This window comes from Rhodococcus sp. KBW08 (assembly GCF_003852455.1).
GTDB classification, from domain to species: domain Bacteria; phylum Actinomycetota; class Actinomycetes; order Mycobacteriales; family Mycobacteriaceae; genus Rhodococcus_F; species Rhodococcus_F baikonurensis.
On the sequence record NZ_QAJJ01000004.1, the window covers coordinates 178,675 to 204,184 of the forward strand.

Here is a 25,510-nt window from a genome sequence, read left to right on the forward strand (position 1 = left end):
TGCCGCGGCCCACCAACAGTCGTCCGAACGGACGACATGGGCTCAGCGAATCGCGAGTCGCTCCTTGCGGAGCTTGTCGACCTCGGGCAGGTGCAGGGGTTCGAGCTCGTCGACGCCCAAGGCCCGCATGAGCAGGAGGTCCGCGAGTTCCGGGTTACGCGCCAAAGCGGGTCCGTGCATGTACGTCCCGATCACCGAACCCTGCACGACGCCTTCGAATCCGTCACCGACGCCGTTTCCGACGCCGTGGGTGACTCGCGCGAACCCAGAGGCTGAGCTGCCCAGAGTTGTTCCGCCGCGGTGATTCTCGAAACCCGAGAGAGGAGCGGTGAGCCCGTCGATCAACGGTTTCGTGATGACCTCGCCGATGGAACGCTTCTCCTGCGGAGAGGTCGTGACGTCGAGCATCGAGACACCTTCGACGCGTTCGCCACTGGAGGTTTCGTACCAGTTGCCGAGCACTTGAATGGCAGCGCAGATCGCCAGAACCGGTGCACCACGCTCGGCGGCGCGTTGCAGGCCAGGGTATTTCGCGAGGTGACGTGTCGCGAGTCGCTGAGCGGAATCCTCGGCGCCACCCAACGTGTACACGTCGAGTGAATCGGGGACCGGATCGCTCAAGGTGATGTCCACGATCTCGGCGTCGTAGCCGCGCATCCGCAGACGCTGACGCAGGATCAGGGCATTGCCGCCGTCGCCGTAGGTGCCCATGACGTCGGGGAGTACCAATCCGATGCGAATTGTCGAGTCAGACATTGCGAGACTCCTTCGCGATGGCGGTGTTGAGATCACGGAAGGCCGTGTAGTTCGCCAGTACCTCCACACGTCCGGGAGGGCAGGAAGCGATGGCGCGCAACGGATCCGGATCGAGGGTGTGCTCGACGCCTGCGTACGTGAGGCGAACGGCGAGATCGGTTCCGCGTTCGCCGGCGGCCACTACCTTGACGCCTTCGAAGTGTTCGAACTTCACGTCCCACAGCCAGGAGAGGTCCTCGCCGTCCGGCACCTGACCGTTCACCGCGATGACCAGGCCGTCCACCGTGGGATCGATCATCGACAGTGCTTCCTGCCAACCGGCCGGATTCTTCGCGAGCAGCATGTGAACGGAGTGCGGTCCGACCTCGACGGTGCTGTACCGGCCGGCGACTTCCTGGACCGTCGACGCGGCGGCAACTGCCCCGACCGGATCTGCGCCCAAAGCCGCCGCTGCCGCTACGGCCTGAGCGGCGTTACCGCGGTTGGCTTTTCCGGGGAGAGTCAACGTCATCGGAATCTTCAGGCCGTCGGGGCCGTAAAGATTGTCGTCGTCGAGCCACCAGGTCGGCTCGGGCCGTGCGAAGTCGGAACCGGTACTGCGCCAGTGCTTTCCCTCCCACACGATGGGTTCGCCGGTCCGCGGGCAGCTGACGGAATCGCCGGCCCAGCCGCCGCCGGCAGCAACCCACACGACGTTGGTGGCGTCGTATGCCACGGAGGTGACCAGTACGTCGTCGCAGTTGGCGACGATCACCGCGTTCGGATGAGCATTGACGCACGCGCGGAGCTTCCGCTCGATCATGTTGATCTCGCCGACCCGGTCGAGCTGATCGCGGCTGAGATTCAGCAGCACGATCACTTCCGGGTTCACGGCGTCGGCTACGTGGGGGACGTGCAGCTCGTCGACCTCGAGTGCTGCCAGCGTCGCGTCCGTACGCGCGGCCAGAGCGGCCACGATCCCGGCATCCATGTTGGCGCCGTCGGCCTGCGTGGCGACGTCACCGAGCGTCGCGAGCGCTGCGGCGGTCATACGCGTGGTCGTCGACTTGCCGTTGGTGCCTGTGACCACGACGGTGCGCTTGCCGCGTCCGAGTTGAGTCATGAGCGTCGGGTCGATCTTGAGGGCGATCAACCCGCCGATCATCGAACCCTTGCCGCGCCCGGCCTTCTGCGATGCCCAAGATGCTGCTGCGGCAGCTCGCATGGCGAGCTTTCCGCGCGCTGTGATCGATAGTCCAGTTCCCACGGCCCGAGTTTGGCACAGGGCGTCGTCAGACGCCGAGTCGCGCCGGTGGTGAGGCTGCAGGTGTGTCCGAGAAAACAGTGCCGGCGGGTTTGCGCCTCATCTGCGCGGCACTCGCTCCGGCAATCACGATGACTGCCCCGACCAGTGACAACGGGCTCGGATCCTCGTGCAGGAACAACCAGGACGCGCCGATACCCACAACCGGCACCAGCAAGGAGAGCGGAGCCACCATGCCGGCGGGATAGCGTCCCATGAGCATCGTCCAGAGCCCGGATCCGGCGATGGTGCCGAGCAGAATGATGTAGGCCAACCCGACCAGTGACGGCCAGGCGTCGGCGCTGAACGCGGTGCCGAGTGCGTGCCAGCCGACAGTGGGGCCTTCGACCACCGCGGACAGGGCGAGCATCGGCAACGGCGGGATGACGCACATCCACAACATCAAGCGCATCGGTGCGGGCTCGCCGACGGTGTTCGCCGCGGCCAAACGGCTGCCGAGATTACCGAACGCCCAGGACAGACCGCCGAGGAGCGTCAGGATGACGGGCAGCAGTGCCGCGTGGTGTGAACGGTCCCAGCCGATCAAGGACATCCCGGCAACGGCAACGGCGATCCCGGAGACCTGCCAGACGCTGAGCTTCTCGCGGAGCAGAAACGCGCCGAGTACGACGGTGAACGGCGCTGACGACTGCAGAACCAGTGATGCAAGACCCGTCGGCATCCCCGAGTGCATCGCCCAGAAGAGGAAGACGAACTGGCCGAATCCGAAACCGAATCCGTAGAGCAGCAGCCAACGGAGCGGTACCTGCGGACGCGGCACGAAGACGACCACCGGAATTGCGATGATCAGAAACCGGAGCGCAGCGAAGAAGAACGGTGGGAAATGATCCAGGCCGACACGAATGGCCAGGAAGTTCAGACCCCACAAGACGATCACGGTCAGGCCGAGGAGACGGTCGCGGGGAGTCATGACGTTAATCGTGAGCCGTACAAAGCATCAGAACAAGCGAATATAGATGCACTATCCATGTAGTTTTGCTACATGGATGCAGGGCGCTACAAAGAAGCTGGTCACTAGATGGACGCCACACGTTTGCGAATCCTCCGCGAGCTCGCCGATCGAGGAACTGTCGGTGCCACTGCTCTCGCTCTGTCGATGACGCCGTCAGCGGTCTCGCAACAACTCAAGATCCTCGGACGAGAAGCGGGGGTCTCGCTCCTCGAACCGGACGGGCGCACGCTGCGCCTCACCGACGCGGGCCGAGCGCTGGTACTTCGCGCCGACGACGTGGTGGCGGCTCTCGACCGGGCAGCGGACGAGATGGCGTCGTACCGAGGCTCACCGCGCGGCAAGGTGCGAGTCGCGTTCTTTCCTTCCGGTGCGGCACTCCTGCTGCCCGGTGTTCTGACAGCGCTGAAGAACTCGGACGTGGACCTCGACGCCTACGACGTCGACAAACCGGCGTCGGCCGTCCCTGGGCTGTTGGCCGATCACGACGTGATCCTCACTCACCGTGACGAACGCGGAGCCGAGACGTCGTTTCCCCGGGTCAGCGTTCAACCGCTGATGCGTGAACCGATCGATCTGGTGCTGCGGCCTGATCATCCACTCGCCGAGCAGGATTCGGTTCGGTTGGAGCAATTGGCCGACGAGAACTGGATCAGCGTGCGCGGCGGGTTTCCGGTCGACGACGTTCTGTTGTCGGTTGCGTCCGTGACCGGCGTCCAGCCTCGCGTCGCTCATCGGATAAACGATTTCCGCGTCATCGAAGAACTGGTGGCGGCCGGTCACGGCGTGGCTTTGATGCCGCGTTACGCCATCACGCATCCCGGAGTGTCGAGGAAACCGGTGGCGGGAGTGCGCGCTGCCCGCGTTTATGAATTGGCAACTCGGTTACATGCCAACCGCAGTCCGGCTGTCGGAGTGGTTCTCGACGCTTTTCGCGACGTCGCGCGTGCTGTTGGTGAATGAAGGGCTGTTGGTGATGGAGGGCTGTTGGTGAATGAACGGCTGTTGGTGAATGAACACAAAACGGGAGCGACACGATTAGTGTCGCTCCCGCTTCGGTAGTGCAATCCTCACGGATTAGTGAGGGCCGCTTAGTGAGGGCCGGTATCAGGCGAGAGCCTTGGCCTTCAGTGCTGCGAATTCTTCTTCGCTGATGGTTCCGGCGTCGAGAAGGGCCTTTGCATCTGCGATGGATTCGGCCGGGGACTTTCCGGCAACCTCACGGATGTAGCTGTCCTGTGCGTTCTTGACCTGCTGCGCAGCCTCGAGGGACCGCTGTGCCATTCCGTCGCTGCGAACGATCAGGTAGACGAGCGAGGTGAGCAGCGGAATGAAGAACAGGAAGACGATCCAGATTGCCTTCACCCATCCGGAGGTCTTGTGATCGCGGAACAGGTCGGTGATGATCGAGAAGAGCAGGATCAGGTACGCGATGAACGCGAAGCTGATGATGATCAGCCAGAGGAAGTCCCAAAAGGAATCCATTGTCGAGCTCCATTTCACAAGTCGGATTTGTCTGAGCTGACTATCTCACGCGCACGTGGCGTCTGCATCATCCTCGATGGGTGAATTCTTTTTGTTAACTTCGCTAACCGACTCTTTCGGGACCAATGTCATGTGGAATCGAAATCATGAAGCGATAGTCTTCAGCGCCCTGAAAACGACCCTGGTCTCACCCGAAAATCGGGTGAGACCAGGGTTTGTTCAGAAGCAGGGTTTATCAGGCGTTGAGTGTCAGCTGGCGCGGTTCACTGCCGAGACCACGGCACGCAGCGACGCTGTCGTGATCGACGTGGCGATACCCACACCCCAGACGACGGTGCTCTGACCGTCCGGGCCGGTCACGGCGCACTCGACGTAGGCCGCGGCCTGGGCGTCGTCACCGGCGGACATCGCGTGCTCGGAGTAGTCGAGGACACGGACGTCGAAGTTGATGCTTCCCAGCGCGTCGACGAAGGCAGCGAGCGGGCCGTTACCGGTACCCGAGATCTCCTGCTCCTTGCCGTTCACCTTGACGATCGCGGTGATCGCGTCGGTGCCGCCGTCTTCCTCGGACGCGGTGACCTTCTGCTTCATGCGCTCGAGCGGGGTGATGGGAGCGAGGTACTCCTCGTGGAATACGTCCCACATTTCCTTCGGCGAGACCTCGCCGCCCTCGCCGTCGGTGATCTTCTGGACCGACTGCGAGAACTCGACCTGCAGACGACGCGGCAGCACCAGACCGTGATCGGCCTTCATGATGTACGCGACGCCGCCCTTGCCGGACTGCGAGTTCACGCGGATGACTGCCTCGTAGCTGCGGCCGACGTCCTTCGGGTCGATCGGCAGGTAGGGGACCTGCCAGAGAATGTCGTCGACGTCGGAGTCCTGGCTGTCGGCGTCGACCTTCATGGCGTCGAGGCCCTTGTTGATCGCGTCCTGGTGGCTGCCGGAGAACGCGGTGTAGACCAGGTCGCCGCCGTACGGATGACGCTCGTGGACGGGCAGCTGGTTGCAGTACTCGACCGTGCGACGGATCTCGTCGATGTTCGAGAAATCGATCTGCGGGTCGACGCCGCGCGTGAACATGTTCAGAGCGAGGGTCACCAGGCAGACGTTGCCGGTGCGCTCGCCGTTGCCGAACAGGCAGCCTTCGATGCGGTCTGCGCCGGCCTGGTAGCCCAGTTCGGCTGCAGCGACGCCGGTGCCGCGGTCGTTGTGGGGGTGCAGCGACAGGATGACCGAATCGCGGCGAGCCAGGTTGCGGTGCATCCACTCGATGGAGTCGGCGTACACGTTGGGCGTAGCCATCTCGACGGTGGCGGGCAGGTTCAGAATGACCGGGTTGGCAGGCGTCGCACCCAGGGTTTCGGTGACGGCGTCACATACTTCCTTGGCGTACTCGAGCTCGGTACCGGTGTAGGACTCGGGCGAGTACTCCCAGCGCCAGTTGGTGTCCGGGTACTTCTTCGACTCGGCCAGGACCAGTTCGGCGGCGTCGGTGGCGATCTTCTTGATCGTGTCCTTGTCGGCGCGGAACACGACGCGGCGCTGCAGGATCGAGGTGGAGTTGTAGAAGTGCACGATCGCGTTCTCGGCACCTTCACACGCCTCGAAGGTTCGCTTGATCAGTTCGGGACGCGACTGCGTCAGCACCTGGATGGTGACGTCGGACGGGATCGCGCCGTCTTCGATGATCTCGCGAACGAAATCGAAGTCCGTCTGGCTCGCGGACGGGAAGCCGACCTCGATCTCCTTGTAGCCCATACGAACCAGGAGATCGAACATACGACGCTTGCGTGCCGGGCTCATCGGATCGATCAGTGCCTGGTTGCCGTCGCGCAGATCAACGGCACACCATTGCGGTGCTCGGTCGATGATCTTGTCCGGCCAGGTGCGGTCGGGCAGCGTGACCGTCTCGACCTCTTCGGCGAACGGGCGGTAGCGGAACGTCGGCATCGACGAGTTCTTCTGCGTGTTCCACGCAGGCTGGTCGGAAGGTGCCGGCTTCGTGGGCGGGGTGATGGTGCGAGTGCCGGTGGTGAATGCGTCAGCGGGGGACATGGGTGTGATCTCCAGGATTGTGGACCCGGCCTGTTGACCTGTTGGTCAAGACCATGAGTCCGGAAGGCTTGGTCGACCGGCGCACAAAAACCCCGCGGCGGGAGGCCAGTCTGGATCAGACCCCGTCGCGGCAACCAAGAAGGAGTGCGCGCTGCATGCACAGCACTCTACTCCTGGATTTCGGGAGAAATCGGTGGGGTTCGCCCTCATGTCCAATTTGTCGCCGAATTGTGCTGCCGTTTCGGCCCCGAAAATGGTGGACTGTCGTCCATGGATCCCCGAATCGCCGTGGCGAGCACGTACCTCGACGCGCTCCGCAGCCACGATGGCAGTTCCGTACCGCTGGCTCCGGACGCGGTACGTCACGAGGTCGGGTTGAAGACCGGGTTTTCGGGGAATCATTTGCGGCGCAGCCTTTCCGGAGGTCCTCAGTATCGCGTGATCCGCGACATTCGTGAGGTGGAGTGGACGGTCGACGGGGACGACCTGACGGCTGACTACCTCCTTGACGCCGGGTTGTTCGGGCGGAACCTGATGACCGTTCGGGTTACCGAGACCTTCCGGATACCCGCTGACGATCACCGCATTCACCACATCACCGCGAAGATTCGACCGGCGCGCGCCAAGCACACGTGATGCGCTCGATCCGCTGGATCGTCTGTTCACTGCTGATCGTTCTCGCTGGTCTCGGTTCTGCCGGCTCGGTGCTCGCGCTGTTCGTCCACACCCAGGTGAACGACACCGACAGCTACGTCGAGACGGTTGCCCCGTTGGCTGCCGACCCCGCTGTCCAATCGGCGGTCGTCGACCGGCTGACCGAGGAATTGACGCAGCGGTTGGACAGATTTCCGCAGGTGGTGACGAGACAAGCCGAGAGACTCGTTCGCGAGGCCGCTCAGGCGTTGGTCTCGAGCGATCAGTTCGCGACGCTCTGGACCGCAGCCAACCGACAGGCTCACGCGCAACTTGCCGCGATGGTGACCGGCCGAGCCACCGACGGCATCGTTCGCGCCGACGACAGCGGAACGGTCACCCTCTCCCTCGAACCGATCATGACGGAACTGCGGACGAACCTCCGCGATCGCGGATTCACCGTGGTCGATCGCCTCCCGACCTTCGATCCTCAGTTCGAGATCGTGCAATCCGACGAGTTGGTGCGGGCTCAGGACTTCTCGGACACTCTCGACCGAGCAGCGGCCTGGCTGCCGTGGGCTTCGGTGGCCTGCGCGATTGCGGCCGTCGCGGTTGCGCCGGGGCGAAGGCGCGCGCTGTCCCTGGTCGGGCTGGCGACGGCGGTGGCGATGATCGCCCTGTTGGTGGCGCTGGCCGTCGTGCGCCGGGTCTATTTACAGAATTCAGACATACCGTCGTCCGAGGCGGCAGTCGCGGTGTACGACGCGCTGGCAGTTTCCCTGATCAGCAGTATCCGCATGCTTCTCGCCTGCGGAGTTGCCGTCGCGGTGGTCGGTTACGTTGCCGGTGGTTCGCGTTCTGCGACATTGATGCGAGCGCGGATCTCGCAACTGATCCCGCGCGGATCTGAGGCGAACAGCAGTACGCATCGGGAAGTCCCAGGACCACCTCGGTAAGCTCGACCTCTGGTATCTGTAAACAATTTCGACCTGGAGGTAGAAACGCGTGGCTCTCGTCGTCCAGAAGTACGGCGGATCCTCGGTGGCAACCGCCGAGCGCATCCGACGAGTCGCTGAACGGATCGTCGAGACCAAGAAGGCCGGCAATGATGTCGTCGTCGTGGTGTCAGCGATGGGCGATACCACCGATGAGCTGCTCGACCTGGCTCAGCAGGTGTGCCCTTCCCCGCCGGCCCGTGAAATGGACATGTTGCTGACCTCGGGTGAGCGCATCTCCAACTCCTTGGTAGCGATGGCAATTCACTCCCTCGGCGCCGAAGCTCGTTCGTTCTCGGGCTCACAAGCCGGAGTCATCACGACCGGCAGCCACGGAAACGCCAAGATCATCGACGTCACGCCCGGCCGTGTTCGCACGGCGCTCGACGAAGGCTCGATCGTTCTGGTCGCCGGATTCCAAGGCGTCAGCCAGGACAGCAAGGACATCACGACGCTCGGACGCGGTGGCTCCGACACCACTGCCGTGGCGTTGGCAGCTGCACTCAACGCTGACGTCTGCGAGATCTACACCGACGTCGACGGCGTTTTCTCCGCCGATCCGCGCATCGTCCCCGACGCTCACCGCCTCGAGACGGTTTCCTTCGAGGAAATGCTCGAACTCGCAGCGTGTGGCGCCAAGGTGCTCATGCTCCGGTGCGTCGAGTACGCCCGTCGTTACAACGTGCCTGTGCACGTCCGTTCGTCATACACCACCAAGCCCGGAACAATCGTGTCCGGATCGATGGAGGACATTCCTGTGGAAGAGGCCCTGATCACCGGAGTCGCGCACGATCGCGGCGAAGCCAAGATCACCGTTGTCGGATTGCCGGACACACCGGGACACGCTGCCAAGGTGTTCCGCGCCGTTTCCGATGCCGAGATCAACATCGACATGGTGCTGCAGAACATCTCCAAGGTGGAGACCAACAAGACGGACATCACCTTCACGCTTCCGACGGCCGACGGCCCCCGCGCCGTCGAGATCCTGACCAAGCGCCAGGAAGACATCGGCTTCACGCAGATCTTGTTCGACGACCACATCGGCAAGGTTTCCCTGGTCGGCGCCGGAATGCGGAGCCACCCGGGCGTCACCGCCACGTTCTGCGAGGCGCTGGCCAAGGCAGACATCAACATCGACCTCATCTCGACCTCTGAGATTCGCATCTCAGTGCTGGTCAAGGACACCGAATTGGACGACGCTGTACGTGTCATCCACGACGCTTTCGGGCTCGGTGGCGAAGAAGAAGCAGTAGTACACGCTGGAACGGGACGGTAATTTCTCATGACGACTATCGCTGTTGTCGGTGCGACCGGTCAGGTCGGCATCGTCATGCGCACTTTGCTCGAAGAGCGGAACTTCCCCGCGGACAAGGTGCGGTTCTTCGCATCTTCACGCTCCGCCGGTAAGAAGCTGCCCTTCCGCGGCGAAGAGATCATCGTCGAGGATGCGGCCGCCACATCGGATGAGGACCTGAAGGGCATCGACATCGCCCTCTTCTCCGCTGGTGCGACGCTCTCGCGCGCCCAGGCTCCGCGCTTCGCTGCTGCCGGAGCAACGGTTGTCGACAACTCTTCGGCATGGCGTAAGGATCCCGAGGTTCCCCTCGTGGTCAGCGAGGTCAACCCGCAGGACACGAAGAACCTGGTCAAGGGCATCATCGCGAACCCCAACTGCACCACCATGGCAGCGATGCCGGTGCTCAAGGTTCTGCACGACGAAGCCGGTCTGCAGCGTCTGATCGTCTCCAGCTACCAGGCTGTGTCCGGTAGCGGCATCGCCGGCGTCGAAGAACTCCTCGGCCAGGTGCGCGCCGTCGTCGGTGACGCCGAGAAGCTGGTTCACGACGGCAGTGCCGTCGACTTCCCGGCCCCGAACAACTACGTCGCCCCCATCGCGTTCAACGTTCTGCCGTTGGCCGGTTCGCTGGTCGACGACGGAAGCGGCGAGACCGACGAGGATCAGAAGCTCCGCAACGAGAGCCGCAAGATCCTCGGACTTCCTGATCTGCTGGTTTCGGGCACATGCGTGCGCGTTCCCGTCGTGACCGGGCACTCGCTCGCGATCAACGCAGAGTTCGCTAACCCGCTCTCTGTTGCTCGCGCCAAGGAAATCCTCGCCGACGCTCCGGGCGTCGAGCTGGTCGAGGTTCCGACGCCGCTGGCCGCTGCCGGTGGCAACGCGTCGCTGGTCGGTCGTATCCGTCAGGATCCGGGTGTCCCGGAGGGCCGCGGACTCGCGCTCTTCGTTTCGGGTGACAACCTGCGTAAGGGTGCCGCGCTCAACACCATTCAGATTGCCGAGCTGTTGGTCGGCTAGATCTTTCGTTCGGTACCGGCCCCGCACCTAGGTGCGGGGCCGGTGTCGTTTTGCTGGTGGGTATCAGTCGAGTTCGGAGATCGCGACCAGGCCGCCGAGGTAGTCTGCATCCGAATACGCTTTGGCGAGAAGCGCTCCGAGTTCACCGAGAGCTTCGTTGTCGCCGCCGTACGCAACGAACATGCCGGCTTCGGGATCGGTGCCGAATCGACCTTCCAGATGCGGTGCATCCCGACCCACCACTGCATGGGCCACCGAAGCCCAGTCGTAGCCGGAACCTTCGAAGCCTTCTACCTGCTCGAATACCGCTGCAACCTTGCCGAAGTGCTGGTCGGTGAGCATCAGCGACCAGTTTCCGGGAGACGTTTCGAAAAGCTGCAGCGGTTCGATCGATGGTGATGTCATGCGTGTATTGAAGCAGATCCGACCGACAGGTTTCGGGTCTCTGTCTAACGGCCTACCGACTGTGCGAGAGCCACGGCGAAGCTGGAAAGCCGTTCTCGGGTATAGGTTTCGGGGTCGCTGACCGCCAACCGTCCAAGCATTTCGGCAAACGACATCATGGTGTGTGCGAGGAGAACCGGATCAAGGCCTTCGAGCTTCGGTTCGAGTGCAATCCCTGCACGGGCCAGTTCTTCGGCGCGGGCGAAAACAGCTCCGCGAGAGAGTTTCAACAAGCCGTGATACTCGCTGGGGGCGTTCTCGACAGACGTCAGAATCAGGCGCCAGCGCGTCGGGTTCTCGAGTACGGCGTCGACGAAGGCGCCAACGGTCCCGGTGTACGACGCCGCTGGGCCGAGCTCGCTCAGATCAGTCGGCATGGTTTCGAGCACTTGAGCGATGGCTCGCTCGTGCTCGCGGCGCAGGAGTGCGGCGACGAGATCGGTCCTGGTATCGAAAATCGTGTAGAGGACGGGCTTGCCGACGCCGGCTTCGGCAGCAACTGATTCCATGCTGAGGTTGTGCAGGCCAACACGGCCGGTGACCTCGAATGCTGCGTCGAGGAGCTGTTCACGTCGTTGCTCGGGCGCCATACGAGGGGCGTATTTGCGTCGCGGTGTATCCGTTGCGTCAGCTTGTGACCTGGTCATCGTGTGCCTCACCTCCGCTCCCACCCTAATCTGCCTGCCACTTCCTCGTGAATCATACGCAACCGTTGTATTCGAGGTCTGCAATTGTTACGGTGGCGTTGTATTCGAAGAGGCGGTCAGTGAGGCGCCTCTGCCGAGATCTCTAGGAGAACAACCGCGATGACAGCGCCGACCTCTTCAGTGCCGAATGATCTGTTGCTCCATCCCTCTACATACGATCGGCCGGAATTCGACGCGACCACGCGGAGACTGCTGGGTGCGACGGTCGACTGGTTCGAGGCGCGTGGAAAGAATCGACTTCTGGCCGACTATCACGACAAGACCTTCTACTCCGACTTCCTCGACTTCGCGGCAAAGGAAGGCCTGTTCGCGACTTTCCTGACGCCCGCCCGCGACAGTAGCGGTGACTCCGACAAGCGCTGGGATACCAGCCGTATCGCCGCGTTGTCCGAGATCCTCGGTTTCTACGGACTCAACTACTGGTACCCGTGGCAGGTGACCATACTCGGGCTCGGGCCGGTGTGGCAGAGCGACAACGAGACTGCAAGGGCGCGAGCAGCTTCCGCTTTGACTTCCGGAGGCGTTGCAGCATTCGGATTGTCCGAGAAAGCGCATGGCGCCGACGTCTACTCCACCGACATGGTGTTGACGCCCAACGGCAGCGGCGGGTACCTGGCCAGCGGTTCGAAGTACTACATCGGAAATGGCAACTGCGCCAACACGGTCTCCGTCTTCGGTCGTGTCGACGGAGTGGAGGGTGCCGATCAGTACGTCTTCTTCTACGCCGACTCGGAGCATCCGGCATTCACCGTGGTGAAGAACATCGTTCCGGCGCAGATGTACGTAGCCGAGTTCTCACTCACCGACTATCCCGTTGCAGCAGAAGATATTCTGCATACCGGTGAGGCAGCATTCAGTGCCGCACTCAACACCGTGAACATCGGAAAATTCAATCTCTGCTTCGGCGGAATCGGTATGTCGACGCATGCCTTGTACGAGACGATCACCCACGCGCACAATCGAATCTTGTTCGGCAATCCCGTCACGGCTTTCCCACACGTACGACGTGAATTCGTCGACGCGTACGCGCGCCTGCTGGCGATGAGGCTCTTCTCGGATCGCGCGGTGGACTACTTCCGCACCGCATCGCCCGAGGACCGCCGCTACCTCTTGTTCAACCCCGTCACCAAGATGAAGGTGACAACCGAAGCACAGAAGGTGATCGGACTGCTTTCCGACATCGCTGCGGCAAAGGGCTTCGAGAAGGACAGCTACCTCGCGGTGGCCAAGATGGATGTCGACGGGTTGCCCAAGCTGGAAGGAACCGTCGCAGTCAACCTCGCGCTCATTGCAAAGTTCATGCCGGCGTATCTCTTTGCTCCTGAGTCATTTCCGGCGGTTCCGACGCGCAATGACGCCGCCGACGACGAATTCCTGTTCCGCCAGGGCCCGGCACGGGGGTTGTCGAAGGTTCGATTCGACGACTGGCGAGCGGTGTACGCGAAGTTCGTGGATGTTCCCAACGTCGCGTTGTTCGTCGAGCAGGCAGAAGCGCTCGTGACCCTACTTGCCGAAGCAGCCCCGGATGCGGCGCAGCAGGTCGACTTGGACTTCGGCCTGGCGATCACCGAACTCTTCACCCTCGTCGTCTACGGCCAGTTGATCCTCGAACAAGCTGAGATCTTGGGATTGGACGAGGGGCAGCGGAACGGTGGAGTGGTGGATCAGATCTTCGATGTCCTGGTCCGCGACTTCAGTGCTGCAGCGGTGGAGTTGTACGGAAAACCCAGCGCCAGTGACGATCAGCAACGGTTGGCTCTCGCATCTATTCGCCGCCCAGCGTTTGCGGCCGAGCGATTCGAGTACGTCTGGCAGCAGGTAGTCGCTTTGTCTGGTGCCTACGAAATGAACGGTGCCGGCGAATTGAACGGTGCCGGCGAAACGAACGGGGAGGAATGAAATGTCTGAACTGGCGATGAATCGACCGCGTGAGGATTACGGTTTCTTCGGCCCAGGATCACCTAGTTGGAAGATATGGGCGGCTCCGACAGCACTGATCGGTTTCCAGCGATCAGTGGTGCTCGAGCACTTCGACCCCTTCCTTGCTGCCGCAGTGGCAGATATGAGCGGGATCTACAGCGATCCGGCCGGGCGACTCGACCGAACCTTGGCGTACTTCCTGACCGTCGCCACTGCCGACGGGCGGACGGCACTGGCGTTGTCCGACCATCTCATGAGGATTCATGCTCAGGCCACGGGCATCGAACCGATCACCGGAAATCGTTACAGTGCAAACAATCCGGCGTCACAACTGTGGATCCACGTGACCGGTTGGCATTCGGTGCTCAAGTGCTACGAGATGTACGGGCCGGGCCCTCTCTCCACCGTCGAAGAGCAGCGGTACTGGGAAGAATGCGTGATTGCTGCCGAACTGCAGACATGCAAAGCGTCCGACGTTCCGCGCTCGCGAGATGAGGTACGGGAGTACTTCGCTGAAGTCAGGCCCAGATTGTGTACCTCCGAGCGTGCCAACCGCGCGATGCACTACTTGCTGAGAACACCAAGAGCGCAGGGGAAGACGAAGTTCGCGACATTCAGCCGACTCGTCGCGCCGGCAACTATCGCGACATTGCCCGGCTGGATGCGAACGATGGGTGGGTTCGATCAACCCGCGTTGTTGGACAAGGCGATTGCGCCCGCGGTGCGAGCTGCGGTACGAGTGGGTAGTTCGCCGAAAAATATGACCACAGCTCTGAAAGTCATTGCGCCGATGACCGGCAAGGTGTTGGAGCGCCACCTGCGCGACGAGCAACCCCTCGACCCGAGGGTTGTCACCCCGGCCGAGATTCGGGAGCGATTCCCGCGAGGAACCATGGTTCCGCAGGCGGTCTGACGGAATCCACGGCTTTAGGCACCGCATCGAGGGCTTCTTTGATGCGGTGCTCGGCCGTGTTCTGTTGTGCCTGAGGTTCGTCCTCAGGTTTTGAAGGTGGTGTTCGCCGGCCGCGGGTGTCGCTGCGGGTCGATCGAGGGTGGTGGGATGAACCAGGGTTTGTTGTCGATGCCGATCCGGATTTCCCATTTTCCGACGAACCCGGATTTGCGGTGCATCAACCGATGATGCGAACGGCACAGCAGGACCAGGTTGTTCATCACCGTCGGGCCGCCATTGGCCCAGTGCCGAATATGGTGCGCATCCGTCCATGCCGGCACACACGTACAGCCGGGGAACGCGCAGCCTTTATCTCTCGCGATCAGCGCGACGCGTTGTTCGGCGGTGACCAACCGTTTCCCTGGTTTCGCATCGAGCGGTGCGCCGTGATCATCGAGCAGAACGGTCGACAGGAAACAATCACACCCGAGAAGCCTGGTCTGCGACACGGATAGCGGTCCGAGCCAGGGCATGTGCCCGACATCGAGATCCGACACAGACCCACCATCATCAGTGGGTGTTGCGGCGCAATCCCGGTGCTCAGCCAAATCACGGGCATTGACGTGTACGTTCACGTGCGGGCGCTGACCACCATCCATGCCGGTCTTGGCGCAGTCCAGATAGCGGCGGATCAGTTCGGTGAACCCGTCCGCGGTCCGCTTCGCCGCCGACCGAGCATCCGGGGTCCCGTCCGGTGCCGGGGTGGGCATCGTCAGATTCGACAACGCCGACAGCAGCATTTCGCCGGTGAGGGCATCGAAATCCCCACGCACCACCACCCGACCATTCAACGTCGACGCGATGCGGAGTTCGTTGCGGTCGACGTCTTCGGCTGGCGGAATCTCATCGGATTCGAAAACGCGCTCCAAAGTCGCGATCACATATCGGACCTTCGTCGTCGTTGCTTCCACTCCCGAGGCGGCAGCCAACAACAAATCGATGCAGCGTGGCATCGCCTCGTCCGGCATTCCCTTCGGTGGTGACTCGCAGAACGCCACGATCAACGCGGCGTGCTCGAACGAGCAGTCCCCGCAATCGAACCGGGCTGCCACTGCTGGAAACGGCCGCAGCGCTGCACCGAGGGCGGCGATCTTCTTCCCGTCCCGGACCTGGAGCATTGTGTTCGCTGCCAACCAGGAACCCGCGCCGCGGCTGGCGATCACCTGATCATCGGGACGCAACGAGAGCTCGTCGACCACTGCCACCCGAATGGCCTCGAGGCGGAGAATCTCCGCGCTCGCCGACACCGCAGCAGCACGTAACTCAGCAGCCGTCAACTGCCACAGACGTCCGCGTAACCCCACCGCAGAACCCGACACCACGTCTGACAGATAGACACTCATTGAATCCCCCGATCCCCACCCTAGACAATACTCGAACGCCAGTTCGAGTCAAGAGTGTTTTCGAATCTGCGATTCGATCCCGTCGAGGAGGATTTGGAGGCCCTGAGTAAACGACTCCTCGGCTTCTCGTTCGAGATAGAAGTCGCCGCCGAGTGTTGGCGGGGTCTCCCGACCCAACTGCATCGTGTGGGGGAAGCGGTCTGCGAAGTCTGGTGCAGCAGCGGTCAGTGCAGCAGAAGACTGTGCCCACCAATGTGACTCGGATTCTCCAATCGTCGATGCGCTCCGGATCTCGGCCAGGGTCCGCGCGGATCCTCGGATGAAATGGAAAAGCATGCTCACCGATCTGCGAATGGTCGGAGAATCGAGACCTGTGGAGTAGAGGATGGACAGGAGTGATTCGAGTCCGGCTTGCTCGCGCGGACCCAGGACGGGGCGCGCCAACGAGACGTCCAATGTCCACGGATGGCGTGTGTGTAGGGCGAAAAGTCTTGCAGCCCAGTCGGACAGCGAAATGCGCCAGTTGCCGGTGCCTTTGATCGTAGGTAGTTCGGCATGAACCCTGTCGTACATCAGGTCGAGCAACTCGTCCTTTCCTGGGACATACGTGTACAGCGACATTGCGGTGCGTCCGAGATGCTCGCCGAGCATGCGCATCGACAACGGTGTCGTGGGGTTGGCGTCGGCGACTTCGATTGCGGCGTCGACGACCGTGTCCGTTGACAGGGCGGGTTTCGGTCCTCGCCGTCCGGAAGGCGCCTCGGTACGGCGCCACAGAAGTGAAATCGTGCGTGCGATATCGCGTCGGCCTGCCTGTTTGTTCATCTTGTCGCTTTCGTGGAGTCGCGCTACTCTTAATTACTTTACAGTGTAAAGATTTGGGAGTGGGCATGGTTGAGGCAAGACTTCACGACGGGACAACTATCGAGGTGGAGGTTCTCGGACATGGCCCAGCCGTGCTCATGCCCGTGAACCCGATCCCGGCTACCGGCGACAAGGCGGAAGAACTGAGTGCCTGGGGCGTCGACCCGGCGCTCGGTCGAACATTCGTGGAAGCATTGGCGTCGAATTTCACCGTGGTTGCCTTCGATTACGAAGGGCACCGGATGGCGTCGCCTGCTCCGGACACGCTCACTCCCGACAAGATCGCGTCAGATCTTCTGGCCGTGGCGAATGCTGCTGGCATCGATCACTTCGCCTACTACGGATACTCCTGGCTGGCTGTGTGTGGGTTGCAGTTGGCGCTGCGCACCCATCGTCTGACCGCACTGGTCATGGGCGGTTTCCCGCCGGTGGATGGGCCGTACAAGGCAATGCTCCAGGTCACCGAAGCGACACATCGCATGGCGAGCGAACCGCCCCAGTCCTCATTGCAGTCCACGGCATCGCCGGACGAGTTCGATTGGAACTCCATCGACATTGCATTGACCGAAGCGCAGACCCGGCAGTTCGTGACGCTGTACCGCGCACTTGGTGAATTCGACGATCGAACGATTCAAGAGCGCATCCTATGTCCGCGAATGTGTTTCGTCGGTTCGCAAGACGTCGTCGAGTACGGTGACCGATGGGGTGGGGTACGGGTCGCGCCGGCCGATCTCGACCTCGACGCCGCTCGGTCGGCAGGGTGGGATATCGAGGTACTCGACGGTCTGGATCACACGCAGGCAATGCAACCGGCTCATGTTCTACCCATCCTCAAACCTTGGTTGGAGAAGGTGGTCGGTGTTTGACCGTGCGAGCACGCGGGTAACCCGCTCCGGATGCCGTCAGCGTGAGGGGGCCGTGAGTGGACGAGTCGCACAAGATCCGTCGCCGATCGTTTGTTCAAGGGCTGGGCCTGCTGGCTGGACTGAGCGCATTGTCCGCTGGATCTGCGACGGCTCGACCTCCTGATGTCGATCCGCTGCGCCCGTTCCAACTTCCATCTCCCCGGCTGGAACCGTTCCGGGAGTCCCTTCCTGTCCTGCCGAGCATTTCGGGTGGCAATCTGGAAATTCGTGCGGCCTCGTCGATGCACCGTTTCCATCCGGACCTACCGCCGTCGCCGTCGCTGGGCTACGGCGGAATGGATTATCTGGGCCCCACCATCGAGGCGCACGTCGATCAGCTCGTGACAGTCCGATATGCCAACGACATTGCTGCGTATCCGCTTGCCGCGGATGTGGATCCGGGTTTACACGGCGTCAGCGACCTCGACCGTACACAGGTCCCCACTTCGCTTCACCTGCACGGAGGTGTAACCGCACCGCAGTTCGACGGGCATCCGGAGCTGATCCAGCGTCCGGGCGAAGGCTTGGTCCACGAATACACGAATGGTCGTGCCGCCGGCAATCTCTGGTACCACGATCATGCCATGGGGATGACGCGCCTCAACGTCTACGCCGGGTTGGTCGGGATGTATTTTCTCCGCGACGATGCTGACACAGGCACCGCCGGGAACTCGCTCGGCCTGCCGTCCGGTGAGTTCGAACTCCCGATGATTCTGCAGGACAAGGTATTCACCTCCGACGGCCAACAGAGTGTCCGTTCCACGTGGCTCACTCCGCAGGGGTCCTGGGACCCGGCGACTCCCGGTGACGTGGGTGTGGTGAACGGCGTCGTATGGCCGAAGTTGGAAGTCGCTCGCGGACTGTACCGCCTGCGCCTGCTCAATGCAGCAACCTATTCGGTGTGGAATCTGCACTTCGCAAATCGCATGCGGTTCTGGGTGATCGGGTCCGAAGGCGGGTTGCTGGCCGCTCCTGCGCCGACGGATCACGTTCGGTTAAGTCCGGGTGAGCGCGCTGATTTGCTTGTCGACTTCAGTATGCTCGAGCCGGGCACGACGGTGGAATTGCGCAACGACGAACCGGTACCCCTTGCGGTGGCTCAACGCGGCACCCAGGTGATGCCGGTGTTCTGTCGGTTCGACGTTGGCAGCGCAGCGGGGTTCACCGGATCGATCCCACAGCGGCTGAATTCCGTTGCTGCCGAACCAGCGTCCCCGGATGTGGTGCGAAATCTCACGATCATGCAGCTGTCGCGTCCCTCGGATTACCCGTCGATCACTATGTCGCTCAACAATTTGAGGTTCACCGATTCGGATATCGAACTGCCGCGTCAGGGAACCGTCGAGCAATGGAACCTGATCAACATCACCACGGAACCGCATCCGATTCATCTGCATCTGGTGGCGTTCCGCGTTGTGGGACGCCAGAGCATCGACACGGCAGCGCTGATGCAGCGGTATCCGGTGCCCGACTTGGGGGTCCGGTGGACGCCGTCGGCAGAGGAATTCGTGACTTCGTCGCTGCGGCCTCCCGAAGTGTGGGAAACGGGGGAGAAGGACACGGTCATCGTGGATGCCAACTCGATCACCCGCGTGATCGTGCGCTTTCCGACCGCCGATGAGTTGGGCTTCGATCCGGATGCAACTTTCGCGAGAGGATCCATGGCGGATCACTCGGCCCATGGAGAAGCCGGCATGGGAGACCTGCAGGGGTACGTCTGGCACTGCCACATGCTCGATCACGAAGACCACGACATGATGTTGCGATACCGGGTGGTGACGTAGCCTTCAAAGGGAGAAAAGTTCCCAGAGGAGGCAGCTGTGTCGGAAGGTGCGCCCACCGGGCCCCTGGACGGATATCGGGTGATTGAACTCGGAACCTTGATCGCCGGGCCCTTCGCCGGGAAACTGCTCGGCGACATGGGTGCCGACGTGATCAAGATCGAATCACCGGACCGCCCCGATCCGCTTCGTACCTGGGGTCAGGCAGAGCAGGACGGTCATCGATTCTTCTGGACGGTTCACGCCCGCAACAAGCGCTGTGTGACGTTGGACCTTCGGGTCGACGCGGGCCGCGACCTGTTTCTGAATCTGATCGAACATGCCGACGTGGTGGTCGAGAACTTCCGGCCGGGCACCCTCGAGAAGTGGGGTCTGGGATTCGACGTTCTCAGCGCGCACAACCCGAAGTTGGTGTTGGCCAGGGTATCCGGCTACGGACAGAGTGGTCCGCAGGCGAAGAGCGCCGGATACGCCTCGGTTGCCGAAGCGGTCAGCGGATTTCGGCATCTGAACGGTTATCCAGGGCAGGCACCTCCGCGTATTGCCCTTTCACTCGGAGATTCTCTCGGCGGGATGTTCGCCGTTCAGGGAGTGCTGGCGGCGTTGCTCTCGCGAGAGCGGACCGGCCGTGGTCAGGTGGTGGACGTTGCCCTCACGGAATCCTGTCTGGCAGTGCAGGAATCCACGATCCCGGATTACGATCGGGGCGGGATCATCCGGCAGCCCTCGGGAACGAGGTTGGAGGGTATCGCGCCGTCCAACATCTACCAGACCTCGGAAGGAAACTGGGTGGTGATCGCGGCCAATCAGGACACGCTCTTCGTGCGTCTGTGCACCATCATGGGTCGACCGGAACTAGCGCATGACGACCGATTCTCCAATCATGTTGCGCGTGGCAAGCATCAGGACGAGCTCGACGAATTGATCAGCGCCTGGGTCGCGCTCCAAGATCCCACCAGCCTGGTGGAACGCCTCACCGAAGTGGGAGTTGTTGCCGGGCCGATCAATACGGTTGAAGATGTGGTCAAGGATCCGCAGCTGATCGAACGGGGAATGCTCGTCGACCATTACGACGAACGGATCGGCGAAAACGTCCTCGGCCTGGGCGTCGTGCCTACCTTCAGTGAGACACCCGGGTCCGTGCGCAACGCGGGAGCATCGTCGCCGGGGCACGACAACGCTTCCGTCTGGGGCGGGATCCTCGGACTCTCGGACGACGAGCAGGCAGAATTGAAGAAGAAGGGCGTGATCTGACGTGTCGGTACCTGAAGCAGGTGTTCCCGCGGTCAGCATTCGCGAGGTCGGGCCTCGGGACGGGTTACAGATCGAAAAGCCAGTATCGCTGGCGGACAAACTTCGACTCGTAGAAGCTCTGGCTGCGACGGGTGTTTCGCGCATCGAGGCGACGTCATTCGTGTCGCCGCGAGCTGTGCCGGCATTAGCCGACGCGGAGTCGTTGGCCGCAGAGCTGCACCGGTGGCCGGGTATCGAGTTCTCGGCATTGGTCGCCGGAATCGGCGGAGCAAAGCGGGCCGTCGCCGCAGGAATGAAAACCGTCGAATATGTTGTGTCAGCGTCGAACGGCCACAGCGAGGCCAACACTCGGTCGACGACGGAGCAAGCGACCGAACGTATCGGAGAGGTCGTCCGGATCGTTCACGACGCCGGCGGGCGGGTAGAGGTCATCGTCGCTACAGCCTGGGACTGTCCGTTCGACGGTCCAACCGATCCGGATCGCGTTCTACGGATTGCGGAGCAGGCCAAAGAGTTCGGCGCTGATCAGTTCTCGATCGCAGATACCATCGGTACTGCAACGCCCGGACGTGTCGGACGATTGATCGACGCTGTCGGCGAACGAGTGGGTGACTTCGGCTTGGGTGTGCACTTCCACAACACGCGTGGCGCTGGCATTGCCTGCGCGTTGGCGGCTGTGCAGCACGGTGTTCGAAATCTGGACGCATCCACCGGTGGTCTCGGCGGCTGCCCGTTCGCTCCCGGTGCGAGCGGTAACATCGCGACCGAGGAGTTGGTCTACATGCTCGAAGACATGGGCATCACGACGGGCATCGACCTGGATGCGAGCATTCAGGCCGCCGCTGTCGCGGAAGAGATTGTGGGCCATGCTGTTCCCAGTAATCTTCTCCGCGCGGGCGATCGGAAGCGATAGGGAGCTTCACTCGTTTCGGTTGGGTGATGCGAGTTGAAGTTTGACCAGCTGTTCGTGTGCTGCCGGGGGCCAACCGGTGCGCTGCTTCTCCAGATACCAGGCGCCGGCGGCGAATACGATGGCGAGGACGATCCAGATCGCGACGCTTCCGATCTGCGAGCCCAGGTCGCTCGATGAGGACACTTCGCCCGTGCTGTAGTCGTATTCCGTTGTCGTGGTGATTCCCTCGACTGCGAAGGTCCACAGAATCGGAACGGCGCACAGTGCGGCGAGAGCGCGAGCGACATGCGCTGGACGCAGTTCGAAGATCATTCTTTTCTCCTGGTGATCGACCCGGTGAATCTCACTCGCCTCGAAAACTATTCGGGATCGACGGCGCTGTCTGTAGTCGGATCGACGGACATGGACGAGGTGCCGAGTTCCCCCCGATCTCCCTGCCGTACCAGCTGCATTCCGTTGTGATCGAACTCGATTCGTCGAACGTCTTCAGCGTCGACCAGCATCGTGGCCATAGCGGTACGCCGTGGTGGAAGGATCCGAATGGTCACTTTCCCTCGCGTGATCGCGGTGAGTTCCCGGACGATGCTCGAGTGGATCCTGTCGCGAACGGCGGGGTTCGTGTCGTCCATTCCGTGGTCGTCGAGCAGGACCACCTCGACGCCACGGTTTCGAGCGGCATGCACAGCATCGATGACATCTGTCTGTTGTAAGACAGGCGCTCTCAGCGAATCTCGGAGTTGCGCCTCGAGGAGTTCGCATTCTTGCCGTTCCGCCGTTGTCAGCGGAATCCCGGAAGCAACCCGTTCGAGAAGCGGGCGTGCAAGGAGATCGAGCCTGTCGAGTTGCGCGTCGCGTTCCTCGAGAACCGCAGCGCTAGCGGACGCGGAGGCAATTCGTTGGGTGGACTGCTCCCGAAGTTCGTAGATAACCCTGGCTTGAGGACGGATGGTGTACGCGAAGAAGGTCGACATCAGAACGGGGCCCGCGTTGATGACCGTCAATGACACTCCGTACATGGCCCCCTGGCCGGTAGTGGACGACCAGATGGCGGTCACCAACACCATGAGCCCAAGCCCGAGCCACGCGAGTGCCGTACGCCCACGAACGCACATGAAGGTGAAAACGGCCGTCGACATCCCGAACATCCACAATTGAGTCATGTCGTTGACGGGCACTGGAACCACTGACAACACCAGGCCACTCGTGACGGCGCCGGTCAGGGACACCAGAAGGCTCTGGCCCAGCGGCATCGGGTCGCCTCTGCTCAGAACGAGTGTGAATGCCGCAGTTGAGCACACGACAATTGCCAAAACCATCGGCCAGACTGCGCGGACGTCGGAGGAGGTGTACGCGACCGAGATCACGCAGGTGAGAGCGAAGCATGCAGCCATGAATCGAGCAGCACGGCTGTGCATGCCGAGAAGATCGCGGACATCTCGTCCGTCCGGTCTGGTCACGCCATCACCGCTGCGGGCAAGCTCAACGTCAGAGTCACCGAAGTACCGCGACCGGGTGACGATCGAATGGTTGCCGATCCGCCGTCGAGTTGACGCATTCTGCCGCGGATACTGACAGTGATTCCGAGGCGATGCGTTTCGACGGAGCTCGGATCGAAGCCGACGCCGTCGTCCTCGACGACTACCTCGAGGCGGGTTGTGGTTGCCGTGACCGTGACCGAACGCCGTGCACTGCTTCCGGCGTGCTTGACGCTGTTGCGCAGCGCCTCGGCCATCGCACCGGCTATCGCACGAATCGAGTCGGGTGCGTATCCGCTCGGATCGGACCCGCTCGAGATGGCGGTCTCGAACGCGACGCTTTCATCTACTTCCGAAGCAGCTGAACGCAACTGAGCGAGGATTCCGTCGAAGTCGAGAATCGTCTCGTGATCGGTTCCGGAGCGGAGTTCGTCAAGCCTTTCGACAGTCCGTCGCGCCTGAGCGATGACCGAGGGATCGGCATCGTTTCTCGAAGCAGCGAGCAGAGTGGACATCACGGTGTCATGGATCAGTGCGTCGAATCTCTCGCGTTCGACGGACTTGGCCTCGGCCGCGGCGGCACCGGCGGCAGCGGCATGAGTGGTGGCGATGGTCGCGTCCAGTACTCGGCCGGTGCGCAAGGCCATGACGGCTGCTGCGACGAAAACCGCGCAAAATGTCCAGGCGAAGGCGAGGTCGGGAACAAGCAGGTGCGTCGTAGGACTCGTCCGGATTATGTGATTGGTCAACTGTGCGAGCGTTGCCGCCAGGAAAAGGTGCACGACGGCAGCGGCCGGTCGCCAAGCCGCAGCTGCCGCAAGGCTGGCGACACCGGGGAAATTGGAAATCCACAACGTGAAATCCGTGACGTGCTCACCATTCCAGGCCGGCCACCACAGGAGGATGACCACGACGTAGAGAATCGCGTTTGCACTCGCGGCTCGTTTCACCCACCGGGTGTCTGCGTGAAACGTCGAAGCTCCCAATAGCAGTCCACTACCGAAAGTTGCGACCGCTGCCAGCGGGGTCCACCATGACGCGGACATCGCGGTGGCTTCGGCAATGGCAGGGGCAAGCAATAGCAGATAGCAGATATAGCCTGCACCGATGAAGCGGCCGAAGAGCCTCAGAATTTCGTCAGAAGCTGTGGCTGTTTTGTCGAAGGCAACTCTGTCGATCAGAGTTCGTCGATCGTCACTATCCGATCTTGTATCGCTCGCACGAGTAGTTCGCATTTCGTCGGTGCTTTCCTTCCAACGTCGGCATACTTCTCGCGAATCCGAGACAGGTGAGTCCCCACCGTTCCCACGCTTATGTAGAGGTTTTGAGCGACGCGTGACTTCGAATCACTCAGTAGCCATTCCCTGAGGACCTCGACTTCGCGATCCGACAAACTTGGTCCGACGGGATCCGGTGCCATGCAGTTTTCCACAGTGACGGTCATGAGTTTCGTCCTTCTTTCGTCCAGCGGAATGACAGACTCCCCGACAGTGCCGTCTTCGTACCAGGTGAATGTAAGTCGAAGTTGGCCATTTCCCCAGACATCAATTCCTCTGCCCATATTTCCAGGGGCAGCCTGAGCAAAACCATTCGTTACCGAACTTTTTCTTTACTGAAGGTCATTATTAGTCAGGGTCAGATTTCTGCCGAAATCCCTCCGTTCCGGAATCGGTAACACCCCGTCCTCGACTGCTCGCTTGTACAATTCGGTTTTGGTTGGCGCCGGCCGTCCGGCGGCCGCATATTTTTGCCTGATGCGCTGTAGGTAGTCGTTGACCGTTTGCGGTGCCAAACCGGTGAGCCGTGCAACGCGATCCGCTTTCTCGCCGGATGCGTAGAGTTCGAGGACCTCTAGCTGTCGAGGGCTCAGACCTACTTCATCTAGACCTGGATCACCGTCGATGGCGGCGGCCCACTCCGTCGTCACCACTTGCCCTCCCGAAGCGGCGGCACGTATCGCATCAACCACGACGGCCGTCGGTTCGGACTTGCGCACAACTCCGAGTACACCGGCACGCGCGGCGGAGCGAACGAGAAACGGGTTTTCTGCCCCGGTGAAGATCAGAGTCTCGAGGCCGGCGGTCCGAAGTTGCTCGACGTTGCTCTTGGGTGATGACCCGTCAGCTAATCGGAGGTCGAGAATTGCCAGATCCAGGGTGACGTTCTGCGCCAGAAGTTCGGACACGGTGGTCCCGATGCACACCAACTCGAGATCTGGCTCGTCCTTCAGCATCACAGACAGGCCGATAGCCACCGACTCGTGGTCCTCCACCAGCCCTATGCGGCGATGCTGAGATGCAGTTTGCTCTGACATAACGACCGATCCCCTCCTCTCGATGCGAAGACGCTATCAGGGAAGCTGACTGGTTGGTCCGGATAGTGTTATCGGCTGGCTAAGTTTTGAAGTCAGCCTGGACTGTTTTACGTTTCGGCTCTACAGTGTTCTTGTGACCGAG

General features: G+C 61.8%; 25 protein-coding genes. 11 read left to right on the forward strand and 14 right to left on the reverse strand.

The features are described 5' to 3' along the window. Positions 1-42: 42 nt before the first annotated feature. Genes DBV08_RS05030 through DBV08_RS05040 form a run of 3 tightly spaced genes read right to left on the reverse strand, consistent with a single transcriptional unit; the run spans position 43 to position 2,969 of the window. On the reverse strand, positions 43-756 hold the full coding sequence (locus tag DBV08_RS05030; protein WP_095969627.1) for a type 1 glutamine amidotransferase: 714 nt from the start codon (positions 754-756) through the stop codon (positions 43-45). Beyond that, positions 749-2,002: a MurT ligase domain-containing protein gene (locus DBV08_RS05035; RefSeq protein WP_003943457.1), complete on the reverse strand. Its 1,254-nt coding sequence runs from the start codon at positions 2,000-2,002 to the stop codon at positions 749-751. The genes DBV08_RS05030 and DBV08_RS05035 overlap by 8 nt, the downstream gene beginning before the upstream one ends. 25 nt (positions 2,003-2,027) lie before the next feature. Then, entirely contained in the window at positions 2,028-2,969 is a 942-nt protein-coding gene (locus tag DBV08_RS05040; protein ID WP_124566724.1) for an EamA family transporter, read from the reverse strand. Positions 2,970-3,077: 108 nt separating this feature from the next. On the opposite strand from DBV08_RS05040, the gene DBV08_RS05045 reads away from it, so the two are divergent. Next, complete coding sequence (locus DBV08_RS05045; protein ID WP_124566725.1) at positions 3,078-3,971, forward strand: LysR family transcriptional regulator; 894 nt, start codon at positions 3,078-3,080, stop codon at positions 3,969-3,971. A gap of 144 nt (positions 3,972-4,115) precedes the next feature. On the opposite strand, the gene DBV08_RS05050 is transcribed toward DBV08_RS05045, so the two are convergent. Continuing rightward, positions 4,116-4,493, reverse strand: a complete 378-nt coding sequence (locus tag DBV08_RS05050; protein WP_003943489.1) for an SHOCT domain-containing protein — start codon at positions 4,491-4,493, stop codon at positions 4,116-4,118. Between the two features lie 249 nt (positions 4,494-4,742). Continuing rightward, positions 4,743-6,551, reverse strand: a complete 1,809-nt coding sequence (gene leuA / locus DBV08_RS05055) for a 2-isopropylmalate synthase (RefSeq protein ID WP_095969630.1) — start codon at positions 6,549-6,551, stop codon at positions 4,743-4,745. A 270-nt stretch (positions 6,552-6,821) separates the two neighbouring features. Between leuA and DBV08_RS05060 the strand changes: the two genes are divergently transcribed. From DBV08_RS05060 to DBV08_RS05075, 4 genes are read left to right on the forward strand one after another with little or no spacing between them, the layout of a single operon-like run. Beyond that, positions 6,822-7,187: a hypothetical protein gene (locus DBV08_RS05060; RefSeq protein ID WP_003943492.1), complete on the forward strand. Its 366-nt coding sequence runs from the start codon at positions 6,822-6,824 to the stop codon at positions 7,185-7,187. Then, positions 7,187-8,140, forward strand: a complete 954-nt coding sequence (locus DBV08_RS05065) for a hypothetical protein (protein ID WP_124566726.1) — start codon at positions 7,187-7,189, stop codon at positions 8,138-8,140. Before DBV08_RS05060 ends, DBV08_RS05065 begins: the two co-directional genes overlap by 1 nt. A 49-nt stretch (positions 8,141-8,189) precedes the next feature. Beyond that, positions 8,190-9,455 carry an aspartate kinase gene (locus DBV08_RS05070; RefSeq protein ID WP_003943494.1) on the forward strand — a complete coding sequence of 422 codons (1,266 nt, stop codon included), beginning with the start codon at positions 8,190-8,192 and terminating at the stop codon, positions 9,453-9,455. Positions 9,456-9,461: 6 nt separating this feature from the next. Then, positions 9,462-10,496 carry an aspartate-semialdehyde dehydrogenase gene (locus DBV08_RS05075; RefSeq protein ID WP_124566727.1) on the forward strand — a complete coding sequence of 345 codons (1,035 nt, stop codon included), beginning with the start codon at positions 9,462-9,464 and terminating at the stop codon, positions 10,494-10,496. Positions 10,497-10,559: 63 nt separating this feature from the next. Here DBV08_RS05075 and DBV08_RS05080 read toward each other — a convergent pair whose 3' ends face one another. Continuing rightward, positions 10,560-10,901 (reverse strand): Imm51 family immunity protein, encoded by a 342-nt coding sequence (locus DBV08_RS05080; protein ID WP_124566728.1) that lies wholly within the window; start codon positions 10,899-10,901, stop codon positions 10,560-10,562. A gap of 44 nt (positions 10,902-10,945) precedes the next feature. Continuing rightward, complete coding sequence (locus DBV08_RS05085; RefSeq protein ID WP_020905924.1) at positions 10,946-11,587, reverse strand: TetR/AcrR family transcriptional regulator; 642 nt, start codon at positions 11,585-11,587, stop codon at positions 10,946-10,948. Positions 11,588-11,746: 159 nt separating this feature from the next. On the opposite strand from DBV08_RS05085, the gene DBV08_RS05090 reads away from it, so the two are divergent. Both DBV08_RS05090 and DBV08_RS05095 read left to right on the forward strand, forming a co-directional pair. Beyond that, a complete protein-coding gene (locus DBV08_RS05090; protein WP_185564457.1) occupies positions 11,747-13,546 on the forward strand; it encodes an acyl-CoA dehydrogenase in 1,800 nt (599 codons plus the stop codon). 1 nt (position 13,547) lies between these two features. Continuing rightward, positions 13,548-14,480 carry an oxygenase MpaB family protein gene (locus DBV08_RS05095; RefSeq protein WP_124566729.1) on the forward strand — a complete coding sequence of 311 codons (933 nt, stop codon included), beginning with the start codon at positions 13,548-13,550 and terminating at the stop codon, positions 14,478-14,480. An 83-nt stretch (positions 14,481-14,563) separates the two neighbouring features. Here DBV08_RS05095 and DBV08_RS05100 read toward each other — a convergent pair whose 3' ends face one another. Both DBV08_RS05100 and DBV08_RS05105 read right to left on the reverse strand, forming a co-directional pair. Beyond that, entirely contained in the window at positions 14,564-15,862 is a 1,299-nt protein-coding gene (locus DBV08_RS05100; RefSeq protein WP_124566730.1) for an HNH endonuclease signature motif containing protein, read from the reverse strand. Positions 15,863-15,910: 48 nt separating this feature from the next. Beyond that, positions 15,911-16,687, reverse strand: a complete 777-nt coding sequence (locus tag DBV08_RS05105) for a TetR/AcrR family transcriptional regulator (RefSeq protein WP_124566731.1) — start codon at positions 16,685-16,687, stop codon at positions 15,911-15,913. 65 nt (positions 16,688-16,752) lie between these two features. Between DBV08_RS05105 and DBV08_RS05110 the strand changes: the two genes are divergently transcribed. From DBV08_RS05110 to DBV08_RS05125, 4 genes are read left to right on the forward strand one after another with little or no spacing between them, the layout of a single operon-like run. Continuing rightward, positions 16,753-17,592 (forward strand): alpha/beta fold hydrolase, encoded by an 840-nt coding sequence (locus DBV08_RS05110; protein ID WP_124566732.1) that lies wholly within the window; start codon positions 16,753-16,755, stop codon positions 17,590-17,592. A gap of 56 nt (positions 17,593-17,648) precedes the next feature. Continuing rightward, positions 17,649-19,415: a multicopper oxidase family protein gene (locus DBV08_RS05115; RefSeq protein WP_124566733.1), complete on the forward strand. Its 1,767-nt coding sequence runs from the start codon at positions 17,649-17,651 to the stop codon at positions 19,413-19,415. Between the two features lie 36 nt (positions 19,416-19,451). Next, positions 19,452-20,666 carry a CaiB/BaiF CoA-transferase family protein gene (locus tag DBV08_RS05120; protein WP_095969638.1) on the forward strand — a complete coding sequence of 405 codons (1,215 nt, stop codon included), beginning with the start codon at positions 19,452-19,454 and terminating at the stop codon, positions 20,664-20,666. Between the two features lies 1 nt (position 20,667). Next, positions 20,668-21,579 carry a hydroxymethylglutaryl-CoA lyase gene (locus DBV08_RS05125; protein ID WP_095969639.1) on the forward strand — a complete coding sequence of 304 codons (912 nt, stop codon included), beginning with the start codon at positions 20,668-20,670 and terminating at the stop codon, positions 21,577-21,579. 6 nt (positions 21,580-21,585) lie between these two features. Here DBV08_RS05125 and DBV08_RS05130 read toward each other — a convergent pair whose 3' ends face one another. From DBV08_RS05130 to DBV08_RS05150, 5 genes are read right to left on the reverse strand one after another with little or no spacing between them, the layout of a single operon-like run. Next, complete coding sequence (locus DBV08_RS05130) at positions 21,586-21,891, reverse strand: hypothetical protein (RefSeq protein WP_124566734.1); 306 nt, start codon at positions 21,889-21,891, stop codon at positions 21,586-21,588. Between the two features lie 47 nt (positions 21,892-21,938). Continuing rightward, a complete protein-coding gene (locus tag DBV08_RS05135; RefSeq protein WP_095969640.1) occupies positions 21,939-23,036 on the reverse strand; it encodes a hypothetical protein in 1,098 nt (365 codons plus the stop codon). Further along, positions 23,033-24,289: a sensor histidine kinase gene (locus DBV08_RS05140; RefSeq protein ID WP_253252818.1), complete on the reverse strand. Its 1,257-nt coding sequence runs from the start codon at positions 24,287-24,289 to the stop codon at positions 23,033-23,035. Before DBV08_RS05140 ends, DBV08_RS05135 begins: the two co-directional genes overlap by 4 nt. Next, a complete protein-coding gene (locus DBV08_RS33230; RefSeq protein ID WP_397486801.1) occupies positions 24,232-24,615 on the reverse strand; it encodes a helix-turn-helix transcriptional regulator in 384 nt (127 codons plus the stop codon). The genes DBV08_RS05140 and DBV08_RS33230 overlap by 58 nt, the downstream gene beginning before the upstream one ends. Before the next feature lie 48 nt (positions 24,616-24,663). Beyond that, positions 24,664-25,368 carry a LuxR C-terminal-related transcriptional regulator gene (locus tag DBV08_RS05150; RefSeq protein ID WP_095969641.1) on the reverse strand — a complete coding sequence of 235 codons (705 nt, stop codon included), beginning with the start codon at positions 25,366-25,368 and terminating at the stop codon, positions 24,664-24,666. Positions 25,369-25,510: the final 142 nt, after the last annotated feature.